Origin of the sequence: Methylococcus capsulatus (assembly GCF_036864975.1) — a bacterium.
In the GTDB taxonomy this organism is placed as follows: Bacteria; Pseudomonadota; Gammaproteobacteria; order Methylococcales; family Methylococcaceae; genus Methylococcus.
The window spans coordinates 1,326,485-1,339,427 of sequence record NZ_CP104311.1; the positions used below are offsets into that span (position 1 = coordinate 1,326,485).

Annotated in this window: 17 protein-coding genes and 1 tRNA gene; 10 read left to right on the plus strand and 8 right to left on the minus strand. The window is 60.7% G+C overall.

Going from position 1 to position 12,943, the window contains the following annotated elements:
• The first annotated feature begins 82 nt into the window (after positions 1-82).
• Positions 83-159, plus strand: a tRNA-Arg gene (locus N4J17_RS06490).
• 540 nt (positions 160-699) lie between these two features.
• Here the strand turns inward: N4J17_RS06490 and N4J17_RS06495 are convergent.
• Positions 700-1,122 (minus strand): hypothetical protein, encoded by a 423-nt coding sequence (locus N4J17_RS06495; protein WP_198323187.1) that lies wholly within the window; start codon positions 1,120-1,122, stop codon positions 700-702.
• 593 nt (positions 1,123-1,715) lie between these two features.
• Here N4J17_RS06495 and N4J17_RS06500 point away from each other — a divergent pair.
• Positions 1,716-1,886, plus strand: coding sequence for a hypothetical protein (locus N4J17_RS06500; RefSeq protein WP_232470503.1), 171 nt, complete (start codon positions 1,716-1,718; stop codon positions 1,884-1,886).
• Positions 1,887-1,954: 68 nt separating this feature from the next.
• Here N4J17_RS06500 and N4J17_RS06505 read toward each other — a convergent pair whose 3' ends face one another.
• From N4J17_RS06505 to N4J17_RS06520, 4 genes are all read right to left on the minus strand, one after another.
• Positions 1,955-2,524 (minus strand): hypothetical protein, encoded by a 570-nt coding sequence (locus N4J17_RS06505; protein ID WP_198323186.1) that lies wholly within the window; start codon positions 2,522-2,524, stop codon positions 1,955-1,957.
• A 401-nt stretch (positions 2,525-2,925) separates the two neighbouring features.
• Positions 2,926-3,165, minus strand: coding sequence for a hypothetical protein (locus tag N4J17_RS06510; RefSeq protein WP_198323185.1), 240 nt, complete (start codon positions 3,163-3,165; stop codon positions 2,926-2,928).
• Positions 3,166-3,556: 391 nt separating this feature from the next.
• Positions 3,557-4,987, minus strand: a complete 1,431-nt coding sequence (locus N4J17_RS06515) for an RtcB family protein (RefSeq protein ID WP_198323184.1) — start codon at positions 4,985-4,987, stop codon at positions 3,557-3,559.
• A gap of 14 nt (positions 4,988-5,001) precedes the next feature.
• Positions 5,002-5,433 (minus strand): archease, encoded by a 432-nt coding sequence (locus tag N4J17_RS06520; protein WP_198323183.1) that lies wholly within the window; start codon positions 5,431-5,433, stop codon positions 5,002-5,004.
• 64 nt (positions 5,434-5,497) lie between these two features.
• Between N4J17_RS06520 and N4J17_RS06525 the strand changes: the two genes are divergently transcribed.
• Positions 5,498-5,995 carry a CDP-archaeol synthase gene (locus tag N4J17_RS06525; protein WP_198323182.1) on the plus strand — a complete coding sequence of 166 codons (498 nt, stop codon included), beginning with the start codon at positions 5,498-5,500 and terminating at the stop codon, positions 5,993-5,995.
• Here the strand turns inward: N4J17_RS06525 and N4J17_RS06530 are convergent.
• Both N4J17_RS06530 and N4J17_RS06535 read right to left on the minus strand, forming a co-directional pair.
• Entirely contained in the window at positions 5,989-6,972 is a 984-nt protein-coding gene (locus N4J17_RS06530) for a metallophosphoesterase (protein WP_198323181.1), read from the minus strand. The genes N4J17_RS06525 and N4J17_RS06530 overlap by 7 nt on opposite strands.
• Positions 6,969-7,283, minus strand: coding sequence for a hypothetical protein (locus N4J17_RS06535; protein ID WP_277458399.1), 315 nt, complete (start codon positions 7,281-7,283; stop codon positions 6,969-6,971). The genes N4J17_RS06530 and N4J17_RS06535 overlap by 4 nt, the downstream gene beginning before the upstream one ends.
• A 143-nt stretch (positions 7,284-7,426) precedes the next feature.
• On the opposite strand from N4J17_RS06535, the gene N4J17_RS06540 reads away from it, so the two are divergent.
• Positions 7,427-7,801, plus strand: coding sequence for a nucleotide pyrophosphohydrolase (locus N4J17_RS06540; protein ID WP_198323179.1), 375 nt, complete (start codon positions 7,427-7,429; stop codon positions 7,799-7,801).
• Between the two features lie 11 nt (positions 7,802-7,812).
• Complete coding sequence (gene hflD / locus N4J17_RS06545) at positions 7,813-8,439, plus strand: high frequency lysogenization protein HflD (RefSeq protein ID WP_198323178.1); 627 nt, start codon at positions 7,813-7,815, stop codon at positions 8,437-8,439.
• An 11-nt stretch (positions 8,440-8,450) separates the two neighbouring features.
• On the opposite strand, the gene N4J17_RS06550 is transcribed toward hflD, so the two are convergent.
• On the minus strand, positions 8,451-8,783 hold the full coding sequence (locus N4J17_RS06550) for a SelT/SelW/SelH family protein (protein WP_198323177.1): 333 nt from the start codon (positions 8,781-8,783) through the stop codon (positions 8,451-8,453).
• 515 nt (positions 8,784-9,298) lie between these two features.
• Between N4J17_RS06550 and nifB the strand changes: the two genes are divergently transcribed.
• The 5 genes from nifB to N4J17_RS06575 all read left to right on the plus strand — a co-directional run bounded on the left by nifB (position 9,299) and on the right by N4J17_RS06575 (position 12,932).
• Positions 9,299-10,867: a nitrogenase cofactor biosynthesis protein NifB gene (gene nifB, locus N4J17_RS06555; RefSeq protein WP_198323176.1), complete on the plus strand. Its 1,569-nt coding sequence runs from the start codon at positions 9,299-9,301 to the stop codon at positions 10,865-10,867.
• A 121-nt stretch (positions 10,868-10,988) separates the two neighbouring features.
• Entirely contained in the window at positions 10,989-11,213 is a 225-nt protein-coding gene (locus N4J17_RS06560; protein WP_198323175.1) for a 4Fe-4S binding protein, read from the plus strand.
• Between the two features lie 11 nt (positions 11,214-11,224).
• Positions 11,225-11,608 carry a HesB/IscA family protein gene (locus N4J17_RS06565; RefSeq protein WP_198323174.1) on the plus strand — a complete coding sequence of 128 codons (384 nt, stop codon included), beginning with the start codon at positions 11,225-11,227 and terminating at the stop codon, positions 11,606-11,608.
• Positions 11,609-11,626: 18 nt separating this feature from the next.
• Positions 11,627-12,160, plus strand: coding sequence for a hypothetical protein (locus tag N4J17_RS06570; protein WP_232470502.1), 534 nt, complete (start codon positions 11,627-11,629; stop codon positions 12,158-12,160).
• Complete coding sequence (locus N4J17_RS06575; RefSeq protein WP_198323172.1) at positions 12,141-12,932, plus strand: 4Fe4S-binding leucine-rich repeat protein; 792 nt, start codon at positions 12,141-12,143, stop codon at positions 12,930-12,932. The genes N4J17_RS06570 and N4J17_RS06575 overlap by 20 nt, the downstream gene beginning before the upstream one ends.
• The last annotated feature ends 11 nt before the right edge of the window (positions 12,933-12,943 follow it).

Below are 12,943 nucleotides of genomic sequence, written 5' to 3' on the forward strand. Positions count from 1 at the left end.
TCTCGATTGGAAAACCCTGTTTGTAAAGGCTAAAATGCGCAGAAAGCTTTCGCCCAGGCGGAAGTCTGCTGCCAACTCATATGCCCCGGTAGCTCAGTAGGATAGAGCGTCCCCCTCCTAAGGGGAAGGTCGTACGTTCGAATCGTATCCGGGGCGCCACTTCCAGCCGGTCTATTTCGTCCATGGGACACTGGCGGGACACCATGCCAAAACAAACTGCAACAATTCCGGCAATGTGACCGTGGAACCCGGGTGCTGCCTCGTTTTCAGTCGAGACGATGGGCGTCGATGAGGAGGAGGTTTCGGTGGGTGGAGTACGAAGAGATCGGCGACCCGAGCCGTTCGATAGCGACGCCGCAGGATGAACTCCCCGAGATTGGCCAGCAGATACCATACCGCGACCGGTGGAACGGGCTGCGCAATCAGGTTTGCCTCCACCCCATTCTTGAGCGTTAGAAGGTCAGCCTGAAGGGCTATGGGTAGGTCAATGTTACCTATACAATTATATATATTATTTATAACAGTTCACGCCGGCTTTGCGTAATACGCACTTTATTCTTGCTGAGCTGAATCTTGACTTTCAACCGTCGTAGACGAATTATTTTTCTATAAGGCTCGCCGGAGAGTGGTTTCAATACACGGAACCATGGGGTGCAAGAGAATACCATGGCCGCAGCCGTGGTGAGCCGAATTCCGATTTCAGTGGTCGGGTTGCCGGATTCTCCAGATATAGCTCGTCGTGAGGAGGTCCAGCAGATGAGCGGCTTCGCAATGAGGGGTATCGAATCTTCCTTCGACGATCTGCTTACCTCTGCCCGAGTGAACGGTCTCCACGGGGTAGGCCGCCCATCCATGAGGACCGCACTTGGATTCGACCGCCCATTCGAATTCCGTGCGGGTCAGATCTTTGACGGTGATGTGCGCACGGCGCTTCTGCAGACTGAGTGATGCGGTCCGCCCCAATGCACGCAGTTCGCTGGAGAACGCCTCCAAGCTCGGGGTGACGACATCGGTGAAATAGGTCTGGCATTCCCGCTCATGCTCCGCCGTTGCGATTTCCGGGGAGGTCTGCTCGATCGCTCGGAGTTTGAAGAATCGGTGAAGTTTCTCGCGCCAGTCCATTTATGGGGGGCCTCTTCCGGCAACCAGTCGCCTTCCGCTGGTCGGCCGGCCGCTTCTCAAAGATTCGCCATCGCTTTGTAGCGACGAGAGCTGCGATCGGTGGCAAGAAAAGGGAAAGCCACCAGCCGCCGCCCGTGGTTTTTGGGACATTAAACTTGGGATTTCCTATGAGCCGGGAACCACTCCGGCTCACGTGCTGATTTAACGCCTTCCCGACAAGAAATGCAATGCACTCGCATTAGGAGATGTGAGCCGAAGTGGCGGGGGTGTCCTTGCAGCCTTACTCTGGCGGCCCACGCAAGATTCCGCCGCTTAACCCTGCTCGATTTGGAGCGGGTGCGTTGCCAAGGATAGGCAAGTCGCCTACGCCTGTAGTACGGAATGTCGGATGTTCAGCGAGGTGAGGGGCCCCCTTTTTGCGTTGGATGCCCTGATAAGTAAGTGACACATGCGCTTGCCCGTCATCGGTTCGTCATGAGTTCTTATCATGACAGTCATGATGGTGTCATCATCGCATGGTTAGGATTACTTTGGCGCTCTGGTTATGAGTGAGTGCCAAAGTCATCCTAGAAAATGAACTTGAGGAGGTCGACATGGAACAAGAAAAAGATAACTTTTGGTTATATATTGGCGGCTTGATAGTTTTTGTGATCGCTCTCGTGTTCGTCTTCAAGAATACGCATAAGGAAGCGATTCCGGAGAAGGCTTATCAGGAAACCTCCAAGGAAATCGACGAGCAGATTGCCAAGGCCAAACAGCAGTAACATTCACAATCCCGTCTTTTGAGGTGCAGGGACGTACCTCATCTTCCGAAAATCGAGCCCCGGCCGGGTCAGTGCCAACCGCCGTAATTTTTGGTCGGATCTCCGCGGAAGCCCGAAGATGTTTTGTCCTCGTCCGGCATGGAGGTGCTGAGTACGGCCGCGGCCATCAGGTTTTTCCGTGTATAGCCGCCCAGGGATTTGGCTTTTTCGGCTATCGCCGTAGTCAGCGGGTTAATGTTGTAGTTGGTCATCGATGCATCGGCAATGGCCAGAGTGAGCGGTTTTCCATTTTCGACCCCGGCGTCGGGATGGACCTGCAGCAGGATGGGCAAAAGGGTACCGGCCGGGATCACGATGGAATACCGGCTGGTATTTTCCAGGGTACTTATGGAAATGACGTTGCCTTTTTCGTCAGTGGCCAGGATTTTGCCATTGGTGATGGCGCCGTTCTGGCCGGTTACAGTTCCGGCGAGCGTCGTATCTTTTTCGTATTTTTGCACTGGCTCGTTGACGGCAGTGCCGCTATTCGACTCATCGCCGCAGCCGGTCAGAAGAGCGGCCGCACTCAGCAGCAGCACTAAAGTGCTCCCCAATCCTTTCCGGATAGGGCCTGATGGAAGCGCGTGAAAAATCGTCATAAGTGTCTCCTCATTTGATCTTATTTTTATCGGCTGGCGTTTTTCCGTATGCATTCCAGGGGGGATTCCGGCAGGGTTTTCGTGAGGCGGACTCGGCAGTTTCGGTCATGCGCTGCAAGAACGGTACCGCGGCACCAAGACGTTGTTGCGTCTGGCTGTTCTGCAATACGAACGCCTGAGGAAAGACATCGGCGCCAGGAAACGCTGGAAGTGTGCGAGACGGTACGCCAGCGGAACGGTCCGACCCAGGGGGCGAGCCATGCGGAGCCGTGATAGCGGTTGAGATGGAGATCCACATGGGCCGATACCCCTTCGGTCATCGGGACGGCGAAGCAGTATACCAATACGGAGTAAGACCCGGCTCGGGACTCGGCGCCGGATTGAGCGTAGGCGGCGTCTTTTTAGACGACGCCGAAAATTTTGCTCGCAAGTTCCTTTTGGGCCAAGTGCTCGATCATCGTATCCACGAACGCCTCGATCCTGCGTTTTTCCTCCCGGCTAAGGGAAGGGTAGGCCCGCTTGTACGCCGCATTGAAGCCTTGGATGTCCTGGAGCGTATACGGTGCTCGGATACCGGCGATATAGCTCGAAACGTCCTGAAATGCTTGTGAGAACAGAGGAATTGCCTGAACGGTATTCATACGACGGACCTATCTACCCGGGACCAGCTTGAGGACGACAGGTTGGAAGTCTATACATCGCCCAGATAATGAACAATATGTAAAGATTCTAATCTATGTTTCCTGAAATTGAACAGTAGGGGTGTTGTTGATAATCATTCTCGTATTGTGATAGCCTGTTCCAGGTATCGGGGCTCGTCCGGAAGTTGTCCGGTGAGGCCATTGTTGGCAGCCCCTGGTCGGCGGTTCCGGCGTTATTTCCTTGCCGGAACCTTGTTTCTCTGTGGCGTGTGTCCGGGAAGGGAATGCCCCTCTTAGGACCCGGCTGGCGAATGTCGCCGCCAGGGTCTTTTTTTTTTTTCTGGCGATGCCGTGGGAGAGTCTTGATGAGGCTTCAAATCGCCGGCCCCTCTCATCCTTTGATGCACACGATCGGTTCCAGCCGGGCGACCAGCCGCGCCAGCCCGGCCCGGTCGGAGGCCCGTACTACGGCGTGAACGTCTTTGTAGGCGCCTGGGGCTTCCTCGGCGACGCCTCGGTACGAAGGGCTACGTATGAGGATGCCGCGTTCGGCGAGCTGGTCGATCACCTGCCTCCCCTGCCAGGTCCGGGTGGCCTGGTGGCGGCTCATGCTGCGGCCGGCGCCGTGGCAGGCGGAGGCGAAGGACAGCATCTCGCTCCGCGACGTGCCGGCCAGGATGTAGGAAGCCGTGCCCATGGAGCCGCCGATGAGCACGGGCTGGCCGGTTTCCGCGAATACCGCTGGCAACTCTGGATGGCCAGGCCCGAAGGCGCGGGTCGCGCCCTTGCGGTGGACGTAGAGGCGGCGACGCTCGCCGGCCACGAGGTGCTCCTCAAATTTGCAGGTGTTGTGGGAAACGTCGTACAGCAGCTCCAGCCGGGCTGTGGGCAGCACGCGGGCGAACACTTGTCGGGTGAGGTGGGTGAGTATCTGCCGGTTGGCAAGGGCACAGTTGATGGCGGCGCGCATGGCGCCGAGGTAGTCCTGCCCGACTTCGGACTCGATCGGCGCGCAGGCCAGTTCGCGGTCGGGCAGGGCGATGCCGTATTGCTTGGCCGCACCCTGCATCAGGCGCAGGTATTCGGTGCCGATCTGGTGGCCCAGACCGCGCGAGCCGCAATGGATGCTGACGACCAGATCGCCCGCCGCGATGCCGAAGGACTGGGCAGTCCCGGGGTCGAAGATCTCGGCCACTTCCTGAACTTCCAAGTAGTGATTGCCTGAGCCGAGGGTACCCATTTCCGCGCGCTGGCGTTCTTTCGCGCGGGCCGAGACGTTGTCCGGCCGGGCGCCTTCCATGCGACCGTGTTCCTCGATGCGGGTCAGGTCATGGGACTCGCCCCAGCCCTGTTCCACCGCCCATTGCGCGCCGCCTTTCAGCATGGCATCGAGGTTCTGGAGGTCCAGCCGGATCTTGCCGTGGCTGCCGAGCCCGACCGGGATATCGGCATAGAGGGCGTCGGCCAGCTTGGTTTTAACCGGTTCGACGGCGGAACGCTTCAGGCCCGTGAGCAGGGTGCGTACACCGCAGGAAACGTCGAAGCCGACGCCGCCGGCCGAAACCACGCCGCCCGCGCCGGCATCGAAAGCCGCCACGCCGCCGATGGGAAAGCCATAACCCCAGTGAGCATCGGGCATCGCATAGCTGGCCTGAACGATGCCAGGCAGTCTAGCGACGTTGGCGGCCTGTTCCAGCACCTTGTCGTCCATGGCGCGGACCAGCGCCTCGTCGCCATACAAAATGACGGGGACGCGCATTCCGGCTTCCGGATTCAGGCGCCAGCTGCAGGCGTCGAGCTGTTCGAGACGGTCGATATTCATGGCAATCCTCCCGGTTACACGTCCACCACGCACTGCGCGCGCCACCCGCCGTCCGCTTCGCGTTCCACCTTGAGTTCGGTGTAGGTGGCGCCCTTGATTTCCACCGCGGGCCGATGGCGCTGCGGGTCCAGCGGCTCGCCCCAGGCGACACCTTTGAGTCGGCCACCGGCGATGTCGACCCGGAACCGCCCGAACACCATGTGTCGCACCGCCATTTCGTAGATGAGGGCGTTGAGCCAGTCCACCAACGCCAATTCCAGGTCGGCGGCCTCGCATTCCACTTCGACTTTTTCCAATGCCCGGATCGAAGTCGGGTCACAGATCACCGCCGACAGCGCCAGTGCCGCCTGTGCGAAGGCTTCTTCCGGCGTGGCGCCGAAGCCCCGCACGCCGATGTCGGCCATGTGCTCGAAAAGCTCCCAATGGGGGGAATCGGAGTCGATCATTGGGATACGTCCCGGGTGGTTCGGATTATGATCGGCATCGTAGCGAATTTATGGAAGCAACGACATGGGCGCTGAAACCACGGGACTGACCGCTCGCCTGCTCATCCTGCTGATGGTGGCGAACGGCATGCCTATCTTGCTGCGTAAGCTGTTGGGTGAGCGCTTCGGCTGGCCGGTGGATGGCGGCTGCCGATTTCCGGACGGGCGGCCATGGTTCGGTCCGAGCAAGACCTGGCGAGGGCTGGTTTGCGGCATAGGCGCAGCGGCGGCAGCCGCGCCGCTGCTGGGGCAGCCATGGCAGCTCGGGGCGCTGGTCGGTGCGGCATCGCTGGCTGGAGACCTGTTATCCAGCTTTCTCAAGCGGCGGCTTGGAATCGTTCCCAGCGGCATGGCGCTGGGCCTCGACCAGATACCGGAATCGCTGTTGCCGCTGCTGGCCGTGCAGGGGCGCTTCGGACTGGAATGGAGCTACATTGCCTGGTTCGTCATCGTGTTCATCGTTCTTGAACTGACTTTGTCGGCCGTTCTTTACCGTTTTCGCATCCGCAACCGCCCTTATTGAGCCGGCTGGCGCGACAGCCGGTGCAGCGTGATTTCCGGGGGACAGTTCAGGCGGACGTCCAGGATGGAAACTCCGGAGCCAGCCGAGGTGTAGCCTTGCATGCGGTGATAGCGCCAGTAGCCGCGGCCGAACGCGCGGGGACAGCGGGCGTTCAATGTCAGGGCAATGCCGCCGGGCAGGCAGATCTGGCCGCCATGGGTGTGGCCGCTGAGCATGATGTCGAAATCGGCGTAGGCGGCATGGCGGTATAGTTCGGGCGAGTGGGACAGCAGGATGGAGACGGCGCCTTTCGGGATCGGATCGGCGGCTTTTTCAATGTTGTCCGCCCGGTAATAATGCGGGTCATCGACGCCGGCGAGGAAGATGGAGGCGCCGTCCCGGCTGATCTCGCGTGCTTCGTTGAGGAGCATGCTCACACCCAAGTCTTCGATCTCCGGCGCCATGCGGATGGTGTCGTGGTTGCCCAAGATGGCGAACACCGGCTTCTCGATATGTGGGCGCACCCGCGCAAAGCCAGCGATGGCGCTCCCGTAGGGCCCGAAGGTGCGGGCGCGAAAATCGCCGGTCAGTACGCAGGCGTCGTAATGCCCGGCCTGGTCGATGGCGCGGATCAGGGCGTCCGGCAGATCGAGGGCCATGTCCAGGTGCAGGTCGCTGATGTGCAGCAGGGTATAACCTTCGAAAGCTTCCGGCAGGTGCGGCAGTGTGAACTCGTTGCGGCGGATCTCGATGCGGCGGGCGGCGCGCTGGCCGGGCTGATAAAGGAGGCTCAGTTTGAGCATGCGCCGCAGCAGGGTATGCAGGCGGTTCCAGTTCTCGATGTGGAAAAAATTGCGACCCTGTCCGAAGATGCGGGCCTCGAAATCTTGCTCGATGCCCAGTCGCTGGTTCAGATGGCAGCGACCGATCCGCCGTTCCAGGCGTGCGTACGTATCGGCCTGGATAGGCGGACATACAGGGTGGTGGCACCCTGTCATGGTATGTGTACGACCTGATCGAGCAGACGCGCCAGCTTGGCGATGGCGTTTTCTACGGACTTGAAGGTGTCCACGGCATCCGCCGGGTTCTTGGTTAGCTTTTCCACCTTGCCGGCCGCCGATGAAATGGCTTGTAATGCCTGCTGGTAGGAGGGGGCTTCGGAGTTGAGCGAGGCGGCCACCAGATCGATTTTCTGCTGGAACAACTGGTCCAGCAGCTCGTCGCTTTGTTCCGCGAGCGCCGGCATGGTGGTGCTGATGGTTTCGAGCGCCTGAATGGTTTTCTGCAGGTCGGCTATCAGTCGGTCCATAGTCGGTAAGCTCCCGTGCCTTCATTCATTAAATTGGCCCACATGATGCCATGACGAGGAGTGTCCTGGACGTGGCGGGTCGGAGTTATTTTGACGAGTTGAGCGGAATCAAGCAAAGGCATCGAAGAAGGAGAAAGCCGGTCATGGACCTGCCCGAGATACAGCAACAGTTGCGCGAATTCGCCGCCGAGCGGCACTGGGACCCGTTCCATACGCCGAAGAATCTGGTTATGGCGCTGGCGGTGGAGAGCGCGGAGCTCATGGAGCATTTTCAGTGGCTGACGCCAGAACAGTCGCTGGTCGTGGGCGATGATCCCGACCTCCGGCAGGCTGTGGCCGAAGAGGTGGCGGACGTGGCGATCTATTTGATCCGCCTGGCCGACCAGCTGGGGATCGATCTGGAAACCGCCATTCGGGATAAGATGAAGCGCAATGCAGAGAAGTATCCGGTGCATCTGGCCAAAGGCAACGCCGTCAAATACAACCGGCGCAAAATGCCTTGTCGGGAAGAGGATTAGGAAATCGGGTTATGATCAAGACGCTCGCCAACCAGGTGATCGCGCTGGCCGGACTGGCCCAGGCCACCTACCTTGTCAAACAGATCGCCCAGCGGGGCACCGCGGATGCCGGCGACCTGGACGCCGTCGTCCGCAGCGTGTTCGCGATCGATGCCGATGACGTGCCGGCCGTTTACGGCGGGATCGAACGGCTCAAGACGGGATTGCAGCTCCTGGATCGCCAGCTCGCGGGCTTCGAGCCCCCCGATGCGGAACTGGCGCGTTATGGCGCCACCCTGATCCTGCTGGAGCGCAAGCTCGTCAGCGACCGCCGCATGCTCGAGACCCTCCGCACCGGGATCGAGCAGGTCAAGGAGCAGGCCGAGTATTTCGGCGAGCTCAACGACACCGTCTACGCCAACCTGGCCGACCTCTATCAGCGCACGGTCAGCCAGCTGAGGCCTCGCGTCATGGTCAATGGCCAGCCGTCCTATCTCACCAACAGCGCCAACGCCAACCGTATCCGTGCGCTGCTCCTGGCCGGCATCCGTTCGGTGGTGTTGTGGCGCCAGTGTGGCGGCGCGCGTTGGAAGCTTCTGTTCCAGCGCAGCGCCATGCGCAAGGAGGCGCGGCGGCTGCTTCAGGCGTCGCAGCGATAAGGCGGGGGCGCTTATCCTGCCGACGGTTTGGCGGGTGCCGCTGATGCGTCCGTATCCTGTGCCGGCCCTTCTTTTCGGTCGGCATGCCCCAGGCTCCTGCCGGGGGCAATCTCGTCCCGCACGAGCCGTTTCAGTTCGGTGATTTCCGGAAAGCGTCCCTGCTCCTTGCGCGACCAGATCAGCGTGTCGTCAGCCCATACCTCGAAGATGCCGCCCGTCCCGGGTTTTAAGGTCAGTTCGCCAATCTCTTGATCGAAGGTCGTCAACAGCTCCTGCGCCATCCAGGCCGCACGTAGTAACCAGCGGCATTGGGTGCAGTAGCGGATTTCGACGCGGTTGTTCATGGTGTCTCCCGAAGTGGTCAGTGCTTGGGTTGCGTGCCGGTGGCGGCGCTTCGTTCAAGGCCATCGCCGGGCGTGAATGCGCTGCTAGCGTGCCTGCGTCAGTGCAACGGCCGCGGAAGGGGAGCGGTTTCCCCCGCAGATTGCCGGTGGCTCAAGTCGATGGCAAGGATTTTATCGACATGAGCCGGCGCCGTGTCGCCATACCTCAGAGCTGCGCGTTCATGATCCACGCCCACTTTCCTAACCAACTCAGCGCCCCGTTTGTCGCATTCCGGACAAGGCCGGCCGCCTGCAGTGGATTTGTGCTCCACTAAACACACTCAAATCGTGTGGTTATGCAATCAAAGGATTGTTTTTGCGAGATATCCATTTGTGGTACGCCGATTGCTTGGGTCTGGTCGTGAGTGTCTACCAGTGTTCCGCACCGGGCGCTTCAAGCCGGTGGGTAGCGAACGAATTCAAGGGGCGTGGCGGGACGAAGCAGCGACGGGCAAACGAATTTAAGGAGTCTAGCAATGCAAACAGTGCAGAACCATACGGGGTCGGAGTCCGCTGGCATCAACGCCGCGGTGAATGTCGATGAGATCATGCAGAAGGTCGCAGAGCACAAGGGCTGCGGCACTTCGGGCGGTTCCGGCAAGGCGAGCTGCGGCTCGGGAGCGGGCGAGAATGATCTGCCGCCGGAAATCTGGGAGAAGGTGAAGAACCATCCCTGCTACAGCGAAGAGGCGCACCACCACTATGCGCGCATGCATGTGGCGGTGGCACCGGCCTGCAACATCCAGTGCAACTATTGCAACCGCAAGTACGATTGTGCCAACGAGAGCCGGCCGGGCGTGGTGAGCGAAAAACTGACTCCGGAACAGGCGGCGAAGAAGGTACTGGCGGTGGCTTCCACCATCCCGCAGATGACGGTGCTCGGCATCGCCGGCCCCGGCGATCCGCTGGCCAATCCGGAAAAGACCTTCAAGACCTTCGAGTTGATCGCCAAGACCGCCCCGGACATCAAGCTGTGCGTGTCCACCAACGGTCTGGCCCTGCCCGATCACGTCGACCGGCTGTCTCAATACAACATCGATCATGTCACTATCACCATCAACATGGTCGATCCGGAGGTGGGCGCCAAGATTTATCCCTGGATCTACTACAACAAGAAACGCTACACCGGCGTGGATGCGGCGAAGATTCTCAGCGAACGCCAGTTGCAGGGCCTGGAGATGCTGACCGAACGCGGGATTCTGTCGAAGATCAACTCGGTGATGATCCCCGGCATCAATGACGAGCATCTGGTCGAGGTCAACAAGGCGGTGAAGTCGCGTGGCGCCTTCCTGCACAACATCATGCCGCTGATCTCGGCGCCGGAGCACGGCACCGTGTTCGGTTTGACCGGTCAGCGTGGCCCGACGGCGCAGGAGCTCAAGGCCTTGCAGGACAAGTGCGAAGGCGAAATGAACATGATGCGCCACTGCCGCCAGTGCCGCGCCGATGCGGTGGGCCTGTTGGGCGAGGACCGTAGCGCGGAGTTCACCACGGACAAGATCATGGCGATGGAAGTCAACTATGACCTTGACGCCCGCAAAGCATATCAGGAAGCCGTGGAAAAGGAACGCCAAGCGGTGGTGGCAGCCAAGCGGGAAGAACTGCAGACCCTAGCCGGGGCGCATTCCGACATTAAGATGCTGATCGCTGTAGCGACCAAGGGCGGCGGCAAAGTCAACGAGCACTTCGGCCATGCCAGCGAGTTCCAGATCTACGAGCTGTCTACGGCAGGCGCCAAGTTCGTCGGGCACCGCCGGGTGGACCTGTACTGCCAGGGCGGCTACGGCGAGGAGGATGCGCTGGGCACGGTGATCCGCGCCATCAACGACTGCCATGCAGTGTTCGTGGCCAAGATCGGTGGCTGTCCGAAGAGTGACCTCAAGGCGGCGGGTATCGATCCGGTGGACCAATATGCCGGTCAGTTCATCGAGCAGTCGGCGATCGCCTACTTCAAGGAGTATCTCGACAAGGTCGCGTCCGGCGAAATCGAGCACGTGGCCAAGGGCGATGCGGTGATCCGCCAGGGCGCTCTGATCGCGGCTTGAGACGGCAGTTGAGAAAGGCGGGTTCCTTCACCCCAATTCCTCTCCCACAGAGGAGGGGCTCTAAGCTCCCTTCTCCCTGTGGGAGAAGGGGGGATGAGGGTGCCCCCCAGGAGTTTGAAACATGGCTTACAAGATAGTCGAAGAAAACTGCACGGGTTGTTGCGCATGTGAGCCGGAGTGTCCGAACCAGGCCATTTCGGAAACGAGCAACGGGCTGTTCGTGATCGACCCGGCCAAGTGCACGGAATGCATCGGTCATTACGACGAACCGCAGTGTGTGGCGGTGTGTCCCATCGACCTCACCTGCATCATTGACGATAACTACCCGCGATACGAAGCGGCTTAAGGGGAACATTCATGGATCTGACCATCACTCCGAGTGCGGAAAAGTTCATTCAGCGCATGGTGCGTTTCGGCGGCGCCGGCCCCGACGCCGGTTTCAGGCTGGTTGTCAGTCCTGGGGGCTGTTCCGGCCTGGCTTCGGAGTTCAGCATCGAAGCCGCGCCCTTGCCGGGCGATGCCGTCGTCACCGTCCAGGGGCTGAAGCTGTTCCTGCCCGCGGAGAGTCGCTTGCTGCTGCAGGGTGTGACCATGGACTTCAAGGACACCCCGCTGCAGAGCGGTCTGGTATTCATCGACCCGAAAGCGACGGGTTGCGGAAGCTGCGGCAGCAGCGCATCTGCACCGGTTCCGGGCGAGGGTTCCGTGGGAATCGCCAGCATTCCCATCAAGAGCGCCTGAGACCCGGCGGCAATGGTTATGGCCCACAGCGCAGTACTGGAGGCAGAGCCGGTCTTGGGCGAGGCGGCTGCCGAGTGCCTGGGCGAGGGTCTGCCTGCCGAAGCGGAGCGGCATCTGCATCTGGCCGGACAGAACTACCACCGGGACGAGGTGGCGCTGGGGCATCTGCAGGCGGCCTGGGAGCTTGCGCCGGGGCATGCGGCGGTCTACATCGGCAAGTACCGGTTCTACTTCTACAAGAATCGGCTGGCCGACGCTCTGGAAATCGCCAAAGAGTGCCTGGTGAAGGCGGCGCTCGACAATGGCATGTCCCCCGATTGGCGGGAGGCTAAGCCGACGGATGCAAATTTCACCAGCTTCGAGGCCATCCTGCCGCGGTTTTTCCTGTTCACACTCAAAGGCTATGCCTATTTGCAGATGCGCTTAGGCAACCTGGAAGAAGGCCGGACCGCGGTCGAGAAACTGCTGGAGCTGGATCCTACGGACAAGCTCGGCGGCAAAGTATTGATGGGCGTCCTGGAGAGGCAGGCCAATGGGGACGACGAGGAATGAGATCGAGGAGGCGCGCGACTGGCAGGGCAATCTGCTGGATTGTAGCCGCTGCGAGCAGCGGGAAGGGCTGACCGAAGGTCGCTGCCATCTCGGTCACGCCTGTGTGCACGATCGCTACGCCCGCCGTATCGACCGGTTCTTCAGGTGGAATCCGGATCTGGCCAAGGTTTATCTGGATCACCCGTATTTCGAGACCCGGGCGGTGGCGGCCAAGCATGTGGAGCTGTTCTACCTGCCGCGGCTGGTCGGGGATCCGGACGAGACCGTCCGGCAGAGCGTGGCCCAACGCCTGCCCGTGCGCTCCAAGCAGTTCGAAATCCTCCGGCGCGATCCGCACCGGGACGTCCGGGTCAGAGTGGCCGAGCGGTTGGAGCCGGGCGATTTGGCTACGATGATCGCGGACGAGGATTATTTCGTCAGGCAGATCGTGGCACGGCGCCTGCCACCCGGTCTGCTGGTGAAGATGGTCCATGATCCCGACCCGGAGGTGCGTAAAGTGGTGGCGCAGCGCATTGCGCCGGAATGGCTGCCAACGCTGGCGGCGGATACGGAGATGCCGGTCCGGCTGGCGGCGGTCAGACGCATGGACAACAAGCAGTTGAGGCAGCTCGTCAAGGACCCCGACTGGCGTCTGCGTTACGAGGTCGCCAGCCGGCTTGAGCTCGCCGACCTGGAGCCCCTGCGCGCCGACCCCGACCAGGCGGTGCGGGAGCTGGTGGCGCAGCGGCTTAACGAACCACAGACCGGCGGCGTTTTGCCGGAGGCCTGCTAGAGATGAATCGA

Bases quoted from the DNA above. Each gene is read 5' to 3' on its own strand.
- N4J17_RS06495 (WP_198323187.1), bottom strand. From the start codon at position 1,122: ATGGACTGGCGCGAGAAACTTCACCGATTCTTCAAACTCCGAGCGATC.
- N4J17_RS06500 (WP_232470503.1), top strand. From the start codon at position 1,716: ATGGAACAAGAAAAAGATAACTTTTGGTTATATATTGGCGGCTTGATA.
- N4J17_RS06505 (WP_198323186.1), bottom strand. From the start codon at position 2,524: ATGACGATTTTTCACGCGCTTCCATCAGGCCCTATCCGGAAAGGATTG.
- N4J17_RS06510 (WP_198323185.1), bottom strand. From the start codon at position 3,165: ATGAATACCGTTCAGGCAATTCCTCTGTTCTCACAAGCATTTCAGGAC.
- N4J17_RS06515 (WP_198323184.1), bottom strand. From the start codon at position 4,987: ATGAATATCGACCGTCTCGAACAGCTCGACGCCTGCAGCTGGCGCCTG.
- N4J17_RS06520 (WP_198323183.1), bottom strand. From the start codon at position 5,433: ATGATCGACTCCGATTCCCCCCATTGGGAGCTTTTCGAGCACATGGCC.
- N4J17_RS06525 (WP_198323182.1), top strand. From the start codon at position 5,498: ATGGGCGCTGAAACCACGGGACTGACCGCTCGCCTGCTCATCCTGCTG.
- N4J17_RS06530 (WP_198323181.1), bottom strand. From the start codon at position 6,972: ATGACAGGGTGCCACCACCCTGTATGTCCGCCTATCCAGGCCGATACG.
- N4J17_RS06535 (WP_277458399.1), bottom strand. From the start codon at position 7,283: ATGGACCGACTGATAGCCGACCTGCAGAAAACCATTCAGGCGCTCGAA.
- N4J17_RS06540 (WP_198323179.1), top strand. From the start codon at position 7,427: ATGGACCTGCCCGAGATACAGCAACAGTTGCGCGAATTCGCCGCCGAG.
- hflD (WP_198323178.1), top strand. From the start codon at position 7,813: ATGATCAAGACGCTCGCCAACCAGGTGATCGCGCTGGCCGGACTGGCC.
- N4J17_RS06550 (WP_198323177.1), bottom strand. From the start codon at position 8,783: ATGAACAACCGCGTCGAAATCCGCTACTGCACCCAATGCCGCTGGTTA.
- nifB (WP_198323176.1), top strand. From the start codon at position 9,299: ATGCAAACAGTGCAGAACCATACGGGGTCGGAGTCCGCTGGCATCAAC.
- N4J17_RS06560 (WP_198323175.1), top strand. From the start codon at position 10,989: ATGGCTTACAAGATAGTCGAAGAAAACTGCACGGGTTGTTGCGCATGT.
- N4J17_RS06565 (WP_198323174.1), top strand. From the start codon at position 11,225: ATGGATCTGACCATCACTCCGAGTGCGGAAAAGTTCATTCAGCGCATG.
- N4J17_RS06570 (WP_232470502.1), top strand. From the start codon at position 11,627: ATGGCCCACAGCGCAGTACTGGAGGCAGAGCCGGTCTTGGGCGAGGCG.
- N4J17_RS06575 (WP_198323172.1), top strand. From the start codon at position 12,141: ATGGGGACGACGAGGAATGAGATCGAGGAGGCGCGCGACTGGCAGGGC.